Origin of the sequence: Rhizobium esperanzae (genome assembly GCF_014197615.1) — a bacterium.
In the GTDB taxonomy this organism is placed as follows: domain Bacteria; phylum Pseudomonadota; class Alphaproteobacteria; order Rhizobiales; family Rhizobiaceae; genus Rhizobium; species Rhizobium esperanzae_A.
Map to the genome: position 1 here is coordinate 129,393 of NZ_JACIFY010000002.1, position 15,839 is coordinate 145,231.

The following is a 15,839-nucleotide window of genomic DNA, read 5'->3' on the forward strand; positions in this document are numbered from 1 at the left end:
TTCAGCCGCCCGATTGGTTCCGTCGGCAGGTTAGTTTTTCTGGAATTTCCTGTGGCCTGATACTTCCGCCCCCGCCCCTGCCGGCAATTGCAGAAAGCGCAGCGACGAGGCGACGCCGATGGCGCCGACCACCACGAAGGCCCAGCGAAAGTCGGCAAGAACGGGATTGCCGACGCCCCTGAAAGCCGAGGAGATGTTGAGCACAGCCGCAGCCACCGCGACGCCGAGCAGCATCGACACCTGCTGCAGCATGCTCGACAGCGTCGAGGCCGAGCTTCGCTGCGCCGGGCCGATATCGGCAAAGGCGAGCGTGTTCAGCGCGGTGAATTCCATCGACCGCGACAGGCCGGCGAGAAAAAGCAGCGCATGGACGACAAACTGCGGTGTATCAGGCGACAGAAAACCGCAGGCGACGATCGAAAATGCCGCAATCAGCCCATTAAGCACCAGCACCGTGCGGAAGCCGAAGAACCGCAGCAGCGGCGTCGTCACCGTCTTCATGCCGAGATTGCCGAGAAAATAGACGAGCAGATAGGCGCCGGCGACAATCGAACTCAGCCCGAAGCCGAGCTGGAACAACAGCGGCAGCAGGAATGGTGTTGCATTGATCGCCACCCGGCAGGCCGTGCCGGCAGACAGCGTCGACATCGAGAAGGTCTGGGCGCGGAAGGCCGAGAGATCGAGCAGCGGATTGTCGACGGCAAGGAAATGGCGCGTCGCCAGGACGGAGAGCACGATACCAGCCGCCAGCATCGTCACGATAGGCAGGAGTCCGCCATCCCACTTGACCGAAAGCTCCAGCGCCGCAAGCAGGAAAGTCAGCCCCGCCGCACTCAGGATGAAGCCCAAAAAATCCAGCCGGCCGGGATCCGTCTCCCGCTGCTCCGGCACGAAGCGCAGCACCAGCCCCATGCCGAGAATGCCGATCGGAATATTGATGAGGAAGTTCCAATGCCAGCTGGCATAGGTGGTGATGAAGCCGCCGAGCACCGGCCCGATCACCGGCGCCGTCAGCGCCGGCCAGGTGATCAGCGCGATCGCCTGCACCAGCTCCGACTTGCGGGCATTCTTCAGCACGATAATGCGCCCGACCGGCGTCATCAGCGCGCTGCCCGCCCCCTGCAGCGCGCGCCACAGCACGAATTCCATCAGGCTGCCGGACAGCCCGCAGAACAGCGAGGCGCCGGTGAAGACGGCGATCGACATCAGGAAGATACGGCGTGCGCCGAACCGGTCGCCGAGCCAGCCCGACAGCGGAATGAAGGCGGCCATCGTCAGCATGTAGACGGTAATGCCGATGCTCATCGACACCGGCTGAACGCCGAAGCTCGTCGCCATCTGCGGCAGCGACGTCGCGACGATCGTGCCGTCGAGGATCTGCATGAAGAAGGAGACGGCGACAACAAGCGCCACGATTTTCGCCTGGCGGCCGCTTGCCGCCTCTTGCCCGTTTTCGCTCGTTTCTGCCGTGGTCATGGGTCTGCCAATGAAAATTCCGGATGGCGCGGCGGGAAGCAGGGAGGAAGCCGATCGAAGATCTGCCGCGTGGGGAACGTGGATTTGAAAAGCCGCGCACTGGCTGAATACGCCCGTTGCATCAGGCCGGAAAGGCTAAATCTCGCACTGTGCGAGAATATTCCCGGACGCGTACGGGGTCCGGCGCCCGCTAAAGAAAAAGCCCCGCCGGAGCGAGGCCAAGTTTGCACCGCTCCGGGAAAACAGGAACGGCGTGGAGGTCCATACCTTGCGAGCTACCCCGCAGCGAGGCCAGATTTCGCCGGATCGGTACGCCCATCGACGAAATTTTGCGATTCGTCAAAGATTACACCGCTCCTGATGGCCGTCAGATGTAGAGCGGCGCCATCCTCCGCCAGGCGCCGGCGCGGTGGGCGCGGCCGTCCCAGACATGCAATTGATGGCGGATGTTCTTCTCGCCGAGCAGCCGGCTGAGATAGCGGTTGTTGTCGAGGAAGGGATCGGCATCGCCGATCGTCAGAACGATGTCGATCTCGCGCAGCCTGTCGAGCCGCCAGTCCGAACCAAGACCGGGCAGGAAATGCGTCGGCGTGTGGAAATAGACGCTGTCGTCGTAATAGCCGTCGAACAGGTCGCCGAAAGATTCCACCTTCATCGTCAGGTCGTAGCGCCCGGAAAAAGCGACGAGCTTGCGGAAGAGATGCGGGTGACGGAAGACAAGGCTCGCTGCCTGGAAAGCGCCGAGACTGCATCCATACACGATGGTGCAGTCATGCGGGTTCTTCGCCGCCATCAGCGGCAGCACCTCGTTGAGGATGTAGTCCTCCAGCGCCGCATGCCGGCGGATGCGCTCGGCCGGTTGGCGGTGGAAGCCGTAGAGGCTGTCTGCCGCCAGGCCCTCGATGCAATAGAGCTGGAGGTGGCCGGCCTGCAGCTTCTCCGTGAGGCTTTCGACCAGGCCGAGCTGCTCATATTCGAAAAAGCGCCCTTCCCGCGTCGGAAACACCAGCACCTTGGCGCCGGCATGGCCGAACACCAGCATCTCCATGTCTCGATGCAGACGCTGACTGTACCAGCGGAGATATTCGCGGTTCATGGCACCCTGAAGAACTGTCCGATCTTGTCGCGGAGAACCGCCTCTTGCTGAGCACTTCCAGGGTAATCGAAATGCCCGGCGTCCAGGATGAAGATTTCATTATATTTCGGTATCGAATTGGCGACAGCGAACTGACAGGGCGGCGCAACGGCAGGATCGAAAAGGGCGACTGCCGTCAGCATCGGCACGCTGATCCCAGATGCCGCGGTCGCCGCATCGTAGAAGCGCAGCGTCTCCAGCACGTTTCCATGCTCGGCCTGATATTCCTGTACCGATTGGGCGCTGCCGACGCTCGGCAGCTTGAGGCGCAGGGGCTGGTGGCCGAAGCTCGGCAGCGCCAGATGCCCGCGGTCGATGCGCCCGTCATAGGCGATCGCCATTGCCCCGACCCCACCGCCGAAGCTGATGCCGCTATAGCCGATATGCCCTGAAAGCCAGGGATAGAGCGCCACAAGCGCCGACACGGCTAGCCAGATATCCTCGACGCAGCCGCCGATGATATAGGAATCCCGCTTGTCGATATTATGCAGCACATGCCAGGACGGGTTCTCGGAAATCTCCGGACGGCTGCTCAGCGACAGCCCCCGGCAGCAGGGAAAGACGAGCGCCGTTTCCCTGACCGGCAGGTCGAAATCCGGACGGTCACGCCCGCCATAGCCATGCCCGACGACAAGCCCGCGCCGCACCTGCCCTTGCCGCGGCAGCAACAGCCAGCCGCCGATCCTGAAATCACCGGTCGAGTGATAGACGAGGTCGAGGACGTGCCAGTCGGGATGGGTAAGCTCACTTCGAGACAGCACCGGCCGCGGATCGACATCAAGTGCCTTCAGATACCGCGCCTCCCAGAATGCGTCGAAACCATCCGGCTCATCCGGCGGCTGGACAGCGAGAAGCTCTTGAAGCCGCATGCCGTAGGTCGGATCGAAGGCGAAGGGATGTGTCTTCGGAATGCTCATGTGGGATTTGTCGTGTGAAAGCGCCGGCTACGCAAGACTTGCCGCTCTATTTGACCGTGACCTCGCTCAGTCATTTCATCGAAGCCGACAAGCAGACGAAAGCTTCAAGCTCTATGGCGCTGGGCAGCGGTATTTGTAGTGAATTAGCGTCATCATCAGCTCGTCGCCGGTGGCATCTCGTATGCCGGGATTTTCCTCCAGGAATGTACACAGCGTATCCCCTATCCCTTCCACCGTGGTTCCGGCTGGAACACAGGCGTTTACGCCAACGGAATTGGCAAAATACGCCGACTTCACCATCGCTTTCGGCTCGGGAACGACGTGGTTGAAAATACGGCGGGCGACATATTCATCGCTGTTCCATTTGTCCAACCAACCGGCAACGTAGCCGACGACAAACTGCCGGGAACCGCTGCAATCGGAATAAAGGAAATCGCCGCTGGAAAATCCAGCGGGAGTTTTTGCTGAAACCGTTGCCAACAAGGTGGCGATAAGAATGCCCGACATAACATCTCCCCAATCCCCGATGGAGCGGAGCTTTGATCGGGAAGATGTCGGAAATTAGCTTAAAACGTGTCTTCTTTTTTGCTGCAACCCAAAACATCTAGAGCATGTCGCGCAAAAGTGTGCTGCGGTTTTACGACCATGACTTGCGAAAAATCAAACTTTTCGCGCCTTCACCCTCGATCGAGCCGGCTAACCTCAAGCCCGCTGCCCACAGGCAGCAACACGCTCGATATGCCCGGCTTCGCCCGCACCGCTTCGCCGTAGCGCCTCACATCGTCACCTCCCGGGCGCAGCATATTGTCTGCGACGATGATCGCGCCCGGATTGAGCCTGGGATAGAAGGCCTCGAGGCAAGGAACGTAGAGATCCTTCCAGAGATCCACCAGTACGAAATCGATACCCGCAGAAAGCGCGCCGATCATCTCGACAGCGTCCCCGACCTTGAATTCGATATGATCGGCGAGGCCTGCCTTGACGGCCATGTCGCGCGCATAAGCCGACTTGTAATCATGCATTTCCATGGTGATCAGCCGGCCGCCGCTGGCGCGCGCGGCTGCCGCCAGCCAGATCCCGGAATAACCGAAGGAGGTGCCGAGTTCGAGAATGGTCGGTGCCTTCAGGCTTCCGGCAAGGATATTGATGAACTGCCCCGTCTCCGGCCCGACCGCGCGCAGCCGCTGATCCTGTCCGCCGTCGCGGCCGCCGGGAGGCAGCTTGCGCGGGCTGTTGCGCTCCGTCGCGATCATCGTGTGATAGGTGTCGAGCACGTCCTGGATTCTGCCGTCCACTATCTTCTCCATGGCCCGCCTGCGCGAAATTCTGCCGTCGATCGGCCGATCATTGCCCGATCGAAACAGCACCGAAAAGTTAAACTTTGGCAATCATCGCCATTGCCGGCTCCCCTTCGGTTGCGCATGCCGCCATCCTCGGCTACATCAAACCGCAATGGCCGGGTCACCCGGCCACGTAAGCGTTAACGTCACTCAACGCGTATGATCGAACGGCTTTGCGGCTTCGATCTGCGCGACTGTGTCCTGCGGATCGAGCTTCCAAGCCCCGGAAGGACACATGGATAACAATCAACTCAAAGAACTCGCTTCAACGGCCCCCGGCATCGAACGGGTTCGCCACGACACCCGGCGGCGCATACTGACGGTCGAGAGCGTCGTCGATATCACCCCCGGCATGCGCCGCATTATATTTCGCAGCGACGAGCTTGCCGATTTCATCAGCCTGGCGCCCGACGACCACATCAAGATCTTCGCTCCCGCAGCCGATGGCAGCGAAGAACGCCGTGACTACACCCCTCGCCGCTATGACAATACCGAGCGCAGATTGACCATCGACTTCGCCCTGCACGAGGCAGGCCCGGTGACGCGATGGGCGATCGAGGCGCGCCCCGGCGACAAGCTCGAAATCGGCGGGCCAAGAGGCTCCGCCGTGGTGTCGGCGAGCGTCAAACGCTGGCTGCTGATCGGCGATGAAACGGCGCTGCCGGCGATCGGCCGCCGGATCGAGGAAAGCCAGACGGGGACCGTCATCACCGCCCTTGCCGCCGTCACCGGCCCGCTGGAAGAACAGACCTTCGAAACCCGAGCCGAACTCGATCTCCGCTGGGCGCACCGGCCACTTTCCGAGGCAATCGGGGCCGCAGCGCTGCTCGAGCTCCTGCACAAGGTCGATATAGAACCGCAGACTTTCATCTGGATCGCGGCGGAAGCCTCGGTAACGCGCGATATCCGCGCCTATCTGCTGACCGAACGAGGTTATCCGCTGAGCTGGATGAAGGCATCAGGTTACTGGGTTTTCGGCAAGGCCGACGCGACGGAGAAGTTCGGTTAGACGGCTGGAGCGCCACTGGCCGCCGCCCCGAAACCGGGCGACGGTCGGTTCTTCCGAAACGGCATCAACAATATTGCGATTTAATCGGATACGATATATGTAATTCCTGTTCAATCACCTCGAACAGGATTGCCCTATGCCCACGTCCAAGACCGCAAAACAAACCGACGCGGCTGCACCTGTCTCGCCGCAGGCAGGCACTGGCAACAGGAAGCTCTCGAACTTCCTGTGCTTTGCAGTCTATTCGGCCAACCTCGCCTTCGGCCGCGCCTATAAGCCGATCCTGGATGAGCTCGGCCTGACTTACACGCAATATATCACTCTGGTCGCCCTCTCCGAGGAAGACGACCAGACGGTCAGTATGCTGGGGGAAAAACTGTTCCTCGAATCCAACACGCTGACCCCCATCCTCAAGAAGCTGGAGTCGGTCGGCTATCTCACGCGCCATCGCGATCCCGCCGATGAACGGCAGGTCCGCGTGAGCCTGACACCGGCCGGGCGCAATCTTCTCCTCGACGTCGACCCCAGCGGTACACTGGTTGCCGCCACCGGCCTTGGTGACGATTTCCCCGTCGTGCAGAAATCGGTGACACGGCTGCGCGACAACCTGTTGCAGGCGCAAGCCGAACCGGGAAAATCATGATCGCGGCACATGTCGGCACTTGGTGACATGGCCGAGATCGCAATCGGCGCCTTGATCGGGAATGGCGGCGTTCTTCTCGCCAGGCGAAATTCTGAGCGCAGGACGCATCCGGATCGGTGGAGCCTGCCGGGCGGCCATGTTGAGAGCGGCGAAGACGCCGAGACGGCGATGCGCCGGGAGTTGCAGGAAGAAATCGCCGTGACGCCGCAGCGCTGGCGGTTTGCCGGAAAATTCATTTCAGAAAGCCCGCCCGGGGCATCCGCCATCTTTCATGTCTATCACGTCGACCGATGGCACGGTGTTCCCAAGCTCGTCGATGACGAGCACACCGCGCTGAGATGGTTTACCGCTGCGGAGATAGAATGCGAGACCGAGCTGGCGCCGTCTCAGCTCGTTGAAATGCTCTTAAGCCTGCTGAGGTCGGAAACGAGCCAATAGTAGGCTCGGCTGAGACGACACGTCACCCCAGCCTACAATGCCAACGGCCGGGCCACCCCCGCAAGCGCGCCCTCCTCCATCATCGCGGCCGCCCTGGCATAACCGCCGCCCATTCCGTCGAGGAAATGCAGATGCGAATCCGGCCGGCCTGACGGCACGAGGCAGGTCATCAGCGCATGCGATTGCCGGTGCAGACCGAAATCGATCTCACCGCGCGCCCGCGCCGCAACGAGGATGGCTTCGACGCTGTCGATCTCATCCGCTGTGCCGTCCAGCGTCAGGCGCAGGCCGTCATCGAATTTGCGGAAATCCGAATGGGAGGCGACCTCCAGCCAGCGTTGCGCATCGACCTGCTTCGCATTGCCCCTCGCTATGCCAGGGCCTCCGGAAAGCGGATGGGACCGGCGCGGCGCGGCATCGAAGACGGCAAGCACGCGCTTCGCCAGCGCGGCAAAAACCTCCGAATGCGTGTTGTCGCGCGGCTCGACCAACAACGACAGAATCTCGCCGCGTTGGCTCGGGAACGGCGCCCAGTCGCAGCTCAAGCCCGTCAGGTCGGGCCTCATCGCGTATCGGCCGGGCTTGACCAGAAAGCGGCCGTTCTTGATCTGCTGCTCCGCCCATTTGAGCCCGCCGCCGGCAAACATCGCATAGGTGGCGCGCTCGGAAGCGGCATAGCGCGCGATCCTGACATCGCGCCCGTTCTTGCGGATTTCGCCGACGGTAACGAGCCCGACGCGCAGGTCGAGATGAAGATCGGATTTGGCGAAGCCCGCAACATCCCGCAAGGCCGATGTCGCGGCCATGATGCCGCTCGCCGGCAAGGCGAAGGCCGCTCCGTCTCCACGAAACACGAAGGGAAAATCGAACGAACCCCAAGCATTGCCGAGCGCGGCGATGATCGATGCGCCGGCATAGTTGACGTCCTCATAGCGCCCCGATCGGATCGCCGCGGTCGAGCTGACAACGTCGGTGATGCCGATCAGCCAATCGTCAGGCAACGGCTCATAGACATCGGGATCGAGCATAAGCGAAAACTCGTCATAGGCCCGGCGCGGCTCGGCTTGGCTGTTGATCACGGCACGTTCTCCTGATCGGCTGGTTTGACTGCTGGCTCAGAAACGGGTCTGCCGCCGATCGGCAGACCCCCGCTTGAAGATGACGGCACGAGGCCGGCCCTTCCCGTTCAGACAAGCCTGGTTTCGACGTCGATATTGCCATGGACGGCCTTGGAATAAGGGCAGATGCTATGGGCCGCCTCGATCAGTTCCTCTGCGATCTCGCGATCGATGCCTGCAAGGCTGACATTGAGCCGTGCGCGCAGGAAGTATGAGCCGTTATCGCCGTTGAGCGTAATCTCGGCATCGACCTCGGGACCGGCTGGCAACGTGATCTTCCGCTGCGCGGCGGCGAGCTCGATGGCGCCGATATAGCAGGCCGACCAGGCCGCGCCGAACAGGTTTTCGGCCGCCGGATGCGGCTGCGGCAGCTTGATGTCGAGCGTGCCGTCGCTGCTGCGTGCAGAGCCGTTGCGGCCGCCTGTGATGTGGGTCTTGCCGGTGAAAAGAAGCTTCTCGGTCATCGTGATATCCTTTCGCTGGGTTTTTAACGTATCCAATTAAATCGGATGCGCTTTAATATGCCTCACCAAAACGGATGTCAACAACATTCCGATTTAATCGGATGCGATTTATATTCGCGACCGAGCAGCGTGTGTGGGAGCGGCCTTATTTCTCAGCATGAAGACGGACTGATCTGAAGCGTTACGACCGCGGCCGGCCATCGTCGAACAGCATGGCAAGCCACTGATAGTATCGCGGCTGCTTCTCTCTGAGCTGGCTGCGCGTATAAGGCGGCCGTTCGATATCGCCATAGAGATAGACGCTGGCCGTGACCGCGAAGAATTCCCGATCATTGCTCATCATGTAGGAATCATCAGGCCAGAGCCCGCGGCCGTTGTTGAAGAATTGCCTGATGTCGCTATTGCCGAAACCGCCGGGCACCATCCGGTCGTTATAGGCATGCAGAAGCTCGTGCAGGATGATCGGCTTGTCGGGATCGAGGCTCCTGAGGCGCAGGTCAATGCCGGTCTTGCTGCTGTAATGGCCGGGGCCGAAACCTGCGGCGGCAGGGTTGGCCCAGATCGGAATAGTCCGCATGAAGGTGAGGACGTCAGGCTTCAGATTGACACGCTCGACGATGTCGAGTTGCCGCTTGACGGCTGCAACCATCTCCTTGTCCGGTTCGGCGCCCCTGGCATTGGTGAGATCGACCTGCCATCCGTGATAGGCGAAAACGAGTGGATCGGCCGCCGCCGCTCCCGTTGCCGCCAGCATGATGGCGATCGCGACCCAAAGCGGCGCCATCATTTTCGAGATCGGTTGCATGTCCCCTCCCGCATGTCGCGCACGGACTGTCGCACAGGCAAAGGGAGGGTACAATCGCGTCAGTGAAGTCCTGATGTCGCGTCCGCGATATCGGAAAAAAGGCCTGGTTCCGCCGGATCGCGCTCAGACCTTTTCCTTCTTCTTGATCTTTTCCTTCGGCTCCACCGGCGCATCGGGCGTCGGGGCCAGAAGCTTGCGCAGCGATGCGATCTTGTCCTTCACCAGCGGCCGGAAGCGCGTCGCGCGATAGGGCATGTCGGCCGCACCGTAACCTTCCGGCCCGTCATCATTGCCGCGATGGATCTCCGCAAGCTTTACCCCGATGAAGGTGCCGTCGACATAGTGGGTATATTCGCCGACCCAGCGGATCGTATAGATCTCGCCCTTGCGGATGAGCTGGTCGATGCTGACATGCTTGAAGGTATCGTTGATGCAGACGACCTTCTGGCCGACATGGAAATCATAGCTCATGGATCAAACTCTCGAAGGCAACCGCCTGAACGATCTATAGCGCGCCAGACGGCAGGGATGAACCTTTTTCTGCCGCGCCCTACGGTTCAAGACGATATGGATCAGTCGCAATAGACCTTGCCGCTCTTGCGGGAACGCAGGTCGAAGTGGAAGTGGTTCCAGTGTTCCGGGTTGCTGCCAGGGCCGAGCACGGTGTTGAAATAACGGCAGCTGTCGGTGCGCACCGCCTTCAGGAGCCGGCCTTCACGCAGCGAGAACAGGCCCTTCTTGCGCACGTCGATCTCATGGCCGTTCTTCAGCACGAACTTGCCGACGTCGATCGCATTGCCGCGGGCATGTTCCGACATCGGATTGTATTTCTGCCGGCTGTTGTTCATGCGCCGGCAGGAATAGCCGCCGAGCGGCTGGATCGTCCTGATGCCGCTCCAGTAACGATAACGGGCGGACGGTGCTAGCTCGTTCTTCACCCATTTGGCGAAGGCGAGCGTCACCTGGCAGTTCAGCGTCACGGCCGGCTGCACGCCGATATTGCCGGAAAGCCCCTTCAGCGACACCGGATAGGGCACCTGGCAGGCCGGACCTTGCGAGATCGGCGGCTTGTCGTCGAAGAGCACACCCATGCGCTTCAGTTCACGCCGGCAGGCAAGCTCGGAGGCCGGCATGACGCTGGGGTCGACGGGGGCTGCCGGTTCACTCATCATCGGATTGTTCGGCCGCAGCATCGCGACCTCTTCGCTTTCATCCTCTTCGGGAACGCGGGTGGGCGCCACCACCGGGCTGCCGTCGCTCCAGGCGGGCGCCCGGCTCATCTGCGCTTGTGCCGCCGGCTGCGGCATCGCTCGCGGTACGGGCTGACGCACGGGTTGGTTCAGTTGCATCGGGGTGTCGGTGCCGATACCGTCGACGACGGGTTCGGTGGCGTTGCCCTCGGCGATCTGCTGCTGTTGCTCCTGCGCCAATCCGACGACCGGCTCGGCTCCAAGCTCGTCATCCATGTTGACGCCGCCGGACGGGATCGCAAGGTTCTTCGTGCCGCCCCAGTTGCCGCTCGGCTGGCCTGCCGCCAATGCTTCGTCGCTGTCGATCATCGGCAGCTTGCGCGTACCACCTGCGCCCGCCGCGGGTGCCAAATGACCGGTGCCGGCAAGATTCGGCGTATCGAGATAATCGACGGAACCTTGATTATTGCCGACAGGCGCATTGGAAACGGGATAGGCGGCCTGGCTTTCCGCCGGCGCAAGGCGCTCCGCACGCGCCATCCCGACGGAAGGCGCCATGCGCGCAGCCCCCCGTCCCGGCGAGATCGAGCTCACCCTGGTACCGTTGTCGACATTCGCCGGCGGCACCAGCCCGTCGCTGATCGAACAGGTCGTCAGCGCCGCCGAGAGCAGCACAGGCAGGAGGACTCGCCGAGGAAAGGAAACAAACGCCATACTCTTACCGCTTCCACAGGCCGGCAGTGACCAGAAAAACTCGGTCCAATTTTAATTAAAAACGGTGAACGAAAACTTACCCGCACAATCTGAACGCGACAGAATCGAAAAGGCCGGTCGCCCGGCCTTTGATCTGTCGTTTAACTCACGCTGCCCGTGTGTGTCGGGCTTGAGGCGATTGCTCCGCCCCACGCAGGCGGAAATTCGAAAGCAGCGCCTTCAACTGGGTGCTCTCGTCGGCAAGCGTGCGGCTTGCCGCCGTCGTCTCCTCGACCATCGCGGCATTCTGCTGCGTCATCTGATCCATATGGTTGACCGAACCGTTGATCTCGTTCAGCCCGGTCGACTGCTCGCGTGCTGCCGTCGCGATCGACACGACGTGATCGTTGACCTGGTTGACCAGCGCCTCGATCTCCAGCAGCGCATCACCCGTCGAGCGTACCAGCGCGACCCCGCCGTCGACTTCTGTCGCCGACCGGCTGATCAGTTCCTTGATCTCCTTGGCGGCATTGGCCGAACGCTGGGCAAGTTCGCGTACTTCCTGGGCGACGACGGCAAAGCCGCGGCCCGCCTCGCCTGCCCGCGCGGCCTCGACGCCGGCATTCAGCGCCAGAAGGTTCGTCTGGAAGGCGATTTCGTCGATGACGGAGATGATCTGGTTGATACGGCTTGAGGATTCCTCGATGCGGCCCATCGCCGTCACCGCATTGCGGACGATGTCGCCGGAGCGCCCGGCGCTCGCCTTGGTTTCGGCCACCATTTCGCGCGCTTCGTTCGCCCGCTCGGATGCCGTCTTGACCGTCGCGGTGATCTCGTCGAGCGCTGCCGCCGTCTCTTCGAGCGCGGCTGCCTGCTGTTCGGTGCGCTTCGACAGGTTGCCGGTCGCCTCGCTGATGTCGGAGGCGCTGTCGTTGACGACGCGGCTGGATTCGGCGATCGCATGGATGACCCCGTTCAGCGCATCGACGGCGGCGTTGAAGTCACCCCGCAGCTTGGCATAATCGTCGCCGATATCGCCGATCGCAACCGTCAGGTCGCCGCCCGCGAGCTTTTCCAGGCCGACGCCAAGCGCCTGCATCGCGCGGGTCTGACGCTCGGAGGCCGAACGCAGGCTCGCCTCGTTGCCGCGGCGCTCGTCTTCGATCTGCCGCTGCCTCTCGTCTTCCCGCCCGCGCAACGCGCTGCGCTCGTCGACGGAATCGCGCAGCACCAGCAACGCCTTGGCCATCTGGCCGATCTCGTCGCGACGATCGCTGCCGGCAATCTCCACCGATGCCTCTTCGGAGGCGATCGCGTTCATCGCCGTCTTCAGACGAGCGATCGGCGCCGTCACGCTGCGGACGATCGCATAGGCGATGGCCATCGTGGCAGCCGCGCCGAGCAGGCAGAGCACCGCCGCCCAGATCGCGTTCTGACGATAGAGCGCGGCAATGTCATCGGCATAAACGCCGGTGCCGACGATCCAGCCCCAAGGCTCGAAACCGGCGACATAGGAATATTTCAGCACCGGCTCGTCGGCGCCCGGTTTCGGCCAGTAGTAATCGACGAAGCCCTTGCCGTCCTTCTTCACCTTGTTGACAAACTCGACGAACAGGAACTTGCCGGTTGGATCCTTCATCTGCGAGATGTCGGTTCCATTAAGCGCCGGCTTGATCGGGTGCATCACCATGGTGGGATGCATGTCGTTGATCCAGAAATAACCGTCGGCGCCATAGCGCATCGCGCCGATCACGTCCTTGGCGGCTGCCTGCGCCTGCTCGCGGGTCATGGTGCCCGCCTGCTCCATCTTGTAATATTTGTCGAAGATGCCAAGCGCCGTCGCCTCCATCTTCTCCAGCCCCGCCTTCCGCTCCGCTTGCAGCTCGGAGTAGGAATAGTTCAGAAAGAAGACCATCGTCGCCGCAAGCACGGCAAGCGTGAAGCCGACGAGGCAGTAAAGGCGGGTGGAAATCTTGACGTTGCGCATGAGGTTCCCGGCGATTCTAAACATTTGCAATTCGTCACATACTGGAACAGCTGAATTACCGGACGGTAAAGTTGGATTAGCGGATCCTCACATAACGTAAGGTGAAGCAGCGGTTGCAAAATTCAACCGGCTGAAATCCAACGGAATTTAAATCGTCGCGACCTGCCGTATTTGTTGTGCAGCCAACCCTCTCACCGAAAAGGATTGGTGCGGACACACGAGTTCGCCTAACCTTCGCTACAGAATCGTATCCGAATATCAAGGGAACTTTCCATGACCGATGCCGCCAAGCCGAGAGGCGAACTCACGCTGCGCACGCTCGCCATGCCAGGCGATGCCAATCCGGCCGGCGATATCTTCGGCGGCTGGGTCATGGCGCAGATGGACCTTGCGTCCGGCATTCGCGCCGCCGAGCGCGCCAAGGGCCGCGTCGTCACCGCCGCCGTCAAGGAAATGGCCTTCGAGCTGCCGGTCAAGATCGGCGATACGCTGTCGGTCTATACCGATGTCGAGCGTGTCGGCCGCACCTCGATCACGCTGATCGTCGAAGCCTGGGCGCATCGCTCACGCTACGCCAAGATGGAAAAGGTCACCGCCGCCACCTTCATCATGGTCGCGCTCGACGAAGAGGGCAAGCCCAAGCAAGTCCCCGAGGAGTGACAGGCCGGGATCGACACCATGGAAACGGTCAGTTCGCCGGAGGTCTTCCTTCACATCAAGGTGGTGATGGGCATGGTCATCAGCCTGTCGCTGGCGAGACTCTTGACCGGTGTCGCCGGCATCGTCCAGCATCCCGGCAAGGCCAAGGTCTATGCCGTCCATCTCGGCTGGGCGCTGTCCCTTTTCCTCTTCATCATTCACATCTGGTGGTGGGAATATCGCCTGCAGGCCGTGCCGGCGATCGGCTTCGGCATCTATCTCTTCCTCGTCTGCTTCTGCAGCCTGTTCTTCCTGCTCTGCGCCCTGCTCTTCCCGGCGAGCCTCGACGAATATGGCGGCTACGAGGAGTATTTCATTTCGCGGCGAAAATGGTTCTTCGGCATTCTCGGCCTGATCTATGCCGTCGATATCCTCGACACGGCGATCAAGGGGCCGGAGCGCATCCTCTCGCTCGGCTGGGAATATCCCGCCCGCAATATCGTCTACATCCTGCTCTGCGCCCTCGCCGCCTGGACCCCCAACCGCCGCTTCCACACCACCTTCGTCATCGCCAATCTGTTCTACCAGGTGAGCTTCATCTTCCGGCTCTATGATGTTTTGGGGTGAGTTGCGGTCCCGCAAAGCGGGAGCAATCGATCCAGTGAATCGATTGCAGCAACGAACGCCCTGAGCTTAAAGCGAAGGGCCGGGAGACGGTGCGGCAGGTTATCGCAGGCGGCACGCACAACGACCAGCCCTCATCCTTGTTCGTTTACGTTGCGTGCGTTCGCCCAGCCCTCAAACCTTCAAAAACTGCGACCCCTTATCAAACCCCAAGCCCGGAAAAATCTTCCCCGTCAGATCATCCACACCGACATCGAACTGCCGATAGAGCATCGCTGCCGCCACCTCGCGCACATCTGCGGTCGGCATCAGGTCACGGTCGTCGAGCAACTGCCCGTCACCGACACCCGGCCAGCGGCCGAGGATGCGGCCGCCGTTGATGGCGCCGCCCGATAGTACCGTGCAGCCACCGGTGCCGTGGTCGGTGCCGCCGGAGCCGTTCTGGCGGACGGTGCGGCCGAATTCGGTCATGGCGAGCACCACCGTCTTTGACCAGATCTCCGGCCCGAGCGTCGTCTTCAGCGTGTTGATCGCCTGCGCGAGATCCTGTGCCGGCCGCTTGAACTGGCCGGCCTGGCCGATATGCGTGTCCCAGCCTGATATCGAGAAACTGGCAATCCGATAGTCACCCTTCAGCATATTGGCCGCGAGCGCTGCCACATCTGCAACCTTCTCGCCGCGCTGTCCGTCCGGCTCGACCATCGTCGAGGCAGCGTCGGCGCGCGTCGCCTCGGCAAGGGCTGCCGCAAAGGGCGGATCGCCGGCATAGAGCCGCGACAGGAACTGCATCTCGTCACGCGCCGGCGCCAGATTGGAATCCGAGGCCCAGACATCGACATCGTTCGGCCCGGAAAGGATCAACTCCGTCGAGGTGTTGAGGTCGATCGCTTTGCGCGCATCCGAGCGCGGAATGACGGCGAGCGCCCGGTTCAGCCAACCGGTCTTTTCCTCGGCGACATGCTCGCCGCCTGACTCCAGCATGTCCTGCCCGTCGAAATGGCTGCGCTGGTCGCGATAGGGCGTCGAAACCGCATGCACGAAGGCAAGCTCCCGGCTCTTCCAGAGCGGCATGAGATCGGCGGCGGCGGGATTGAGGCCGAAATGCCCGTCGAGATCGAGAAGTCCGGTATCGGGCGTCAGCGCCAAGGTCGGCCGGAGCGCGGCAAAGCCGGCATCGCCATAGGGCTGCACGAGATCCAGCCCGTCCATCGCGCCGCGCAGCACGATGGTGACGAAACGGTTGTCGCCCGGCATCGCCGCGAAGGTGACGGGCGTGAAAACGGGAGCGGCGGCAAGACAGCAGGCAGAGGTGAGAAATCCGCGACGCGACAGCGAGATCCGGTTCATCGACAATGTCATGG

The 15,839-nt window shown here is 61.8% G+C and carries 17 protein-coding genes; 5 read left to right on the forward strand and 12 right to left on the reverse strand.

The genetic code is table 11. The features are described 5' to 3' along the window. Positions 1-30: 30 nt before the first annotated feature. The 5 genes from GGD57_RS03165 to GGD57_RS03185 form a co-directional block, all read right to left on the reverse strand. A complete protein-coding gene (locus tag GGD57_RS03165; protein WP_184466752.1) occupies positions 31-1,476 on the reverse strand; it encodes an MFS transporter in 1,446 nt (481 codons plus the stop codon). A 367-nt stretch (positions 1,477-1,843) separates the two neighbouring features. Further along, entirely contained in the window at positions 1,844-2,572 is a 729-nt protein-coding gene (locus tag GGD57_RS03170; protein WP_184466754.1) for an esterase family protein, read from the reverse strand. Beyond that, positions 2,569-3,528 (reverse strand): acetylxylan esterase, encoded by a 960-nt coding sequence (locus GGD57_RS03175; RefSeq protein WP_184466756.1) that lies wholly within the window; start codon positions 3,526-3,528, stop codon positions 2,569-2,571. Before GGD57_RS03175 ends, GGD57_RS03170 begins: the two co-directional genes overlap by 4 nt. A gap of 111 nt (positions 3,529-3,639) precedes the next feature. Continuing rightward, positions 3,640-4,035 carry a Rap1a/Tai family immunity protein gene (locus GGD57_RS03180; protein WP_184466758.1) on the reverse strand — a complete coding sequence of 132 codons (396 nt, stop codon included), beginning with the start codon at positions 4,033-4,035 and terminating at the stop codon, positions 3,640-3,642. A gap of 170 nt (positions 4,036-4,205) precedes the next feature. Next, positions 4,206-4,823, reverse strand: a complete 618-nt coding sequence (locus GGD57_RS03185; RefSeq protein WP_184466760.1) for a DUF1442 domain-containing protein — start codon at positions 4,821-4,823, stop codon at positions 4,206-4,208. A 280-nt stretch (positions 4,824-5,103) separates the two neighbouring features. Here GGD57_RS03185 and GGD57_RS03190 point away from each other — a divergent pair, with 280 nt between their 5' ends. The 3 genes from GGD57_RS03190 (at position 5,104) to GGD57_RS03200 (ending at position 6,958) form a co-directional block, all read left to right on the forward strand. Continuing rightward, positions 5,104-5,877 (forward strand): siderophore-interacting protein, encoded by a 774-nt coding sequence (locus tag GGD57_RS03190; protein ID WP_184466762.1) that lies wholly within the window; start codon positions 5,104-5,106, stop codon positions 5,875-5,877. 136 nt (positions 5,878-6,013) lie between these two features. Then, positions 6,014-6,520 carry a MarR family winged helix-turn-helix transcriptional regulator gene (locus tag GGD57_RS03195; RefSeq protein WP_184466763.1) on the forward strand — a complete coding sequence of 169 codons (507 nt, stop codon included), beginning with the start codon at positions 6,014-6,016 and terminating at the stop codon, positions 6,518-6,520. 27 nt (positions 6,521-6,547) lie between these two features. Then, the gene (locus GGD57_RS03200) at positions 6,548-6,958 is read left to right on the forward strand and encodes an NUDIX hydrolase (RefSeq protein ID WP_184467386.1); all 411 of its coding nucleotides are present in this window, start codon (positions 6,548-6,550) and stop codon (positions 6,956-6,958) included. A gap of 32 nt (positions 6,959-6,990) precedes the next feature. Here GGD57_RS03200 and GGD57_RS03205 read toward each other — a convergent pair whose 3' ends face one another. The 6 genes from GGD57_RS03205 to GGD57_RS03230 all read right to left on the reverse strand — a co-directional run bounded on the left by GGD57_RS03205 (position 6,991) and on the right by GGD57_RS03230 (position 13,215). Beyond that, a complete protein-coding gene (locus GGD57_RS03205) occupies positions 6,991-8,037 on the reverse strand; it encodes a DUF3095 family protein (RefSeq protein WP_184466765.1) in 1,047 nt (348 codons plus the stop codon). 107 nt (positions 8,038-8,144) lie between these two features. Further along, entirely contained in the window at positions 8,145-8,540 is a 396-nt protein-coding gene (locus GGD57_RS03210) for an Ohr family peroxiredoxin (RefSeq protein WP_184466767.1), read from the reverse strand. A gap of 181 nt (positions 8,541-8,721) precedes the next feature. Then, positions 8,722-9,345 carry a hypothetical protein gene (locus GGD57_RS03215; RefSeq protein WP_184466769.1) on the reverse strand — a complete coding sequence of 208 codons (624 nt, stop codon included), beginning with the start codon at positions 9,343-9,345 and terminating at the stop codon, positions 8,722-8,724. 123 nt (positions 9,346-9,468) lie between these two features. Further along, positions 9,469-9,816, reverse strand: a complete 348-nt coding sequence (locus GGD57_RS03220) for a hypothetical protein (protein ID WP_028757224.1) — start codon at positions 9,814-9,816, stop codon at positions 9,469-9,471. A gap of 101 nt (positions 9,817-9,917) precedes the next feature. Then, on the reverse strand, positions 9,918-11,249 hold the full coding sequence (locus GGD57_RS03225; protein WP_184466771.1) for an extensin-like domain-containing protein: 1,332 nt from the start codon (positions 11,247-11,249) through the stop codon (positions 9,918-9,920). 145 nt (positions 11,250-11,394) lie between these two features. Further along, complete coding sequence (locus GGD57_RS03230) at positions 11,395-13,215, reverse strand: methyl-accepting chemotaxis protein (RefSeq protein WP_184466773.1); 1,821 nt, start codon at positions 13,213-13,215, stop codon at positions 11,395-11,397. Positions 13,216-13,488: 273 nt separating this feature from the next. Here GGD57_RS03230 and GGD57_RS03235 point away from each other — a divergent pair, with 273 nt between their 5' ends. Continuing rightward, the gene (locus tag GGD57_RS03235; RefSeq protein WP_184466775.1) at positions 13,489-13,875 is read left to right on the forward strand and encodes an acyl-CoA thioesterase; all 387 of its coding nucleotides are present in this window, start codon (positions 13,489-13,491) and stop codon (positions 13,873-13,875) included. Between the two features lie 18 nt (positions 13,876-13,893). Continuing rightward, positions 13,894-14,481: a hypothetical protein gene (locus GGD57_RS03240; RefSeq protein WP_184466777.1), complete on the forward strand. Its 588-nt coding sequence runs from the start codon at positions 13,894-13,896 to the stop codon at positions 14,479-14,481. Between the two features lie 171 nt (positions 14,482-14,652). Here the strand turns inward: GGD57_RS03240 and GGD57_RS03245 are convergent, their stop codons facing one another. Further along, positions 14,653-15,837 carry a DUF1501 domain-containing protein gene (locus tag GGD57_RS03245; protein ID WP_184466779.1) on the reverse strand — a complete coding sequence of 395 codons (1,185 nt, stop codon included), beginning with the start codon at positions 15,835-15,837 and terminating at the stop codon, positions 14,653-14,655. Positions 15,838-15,839 lie beyond the last annotated feature (2 nt).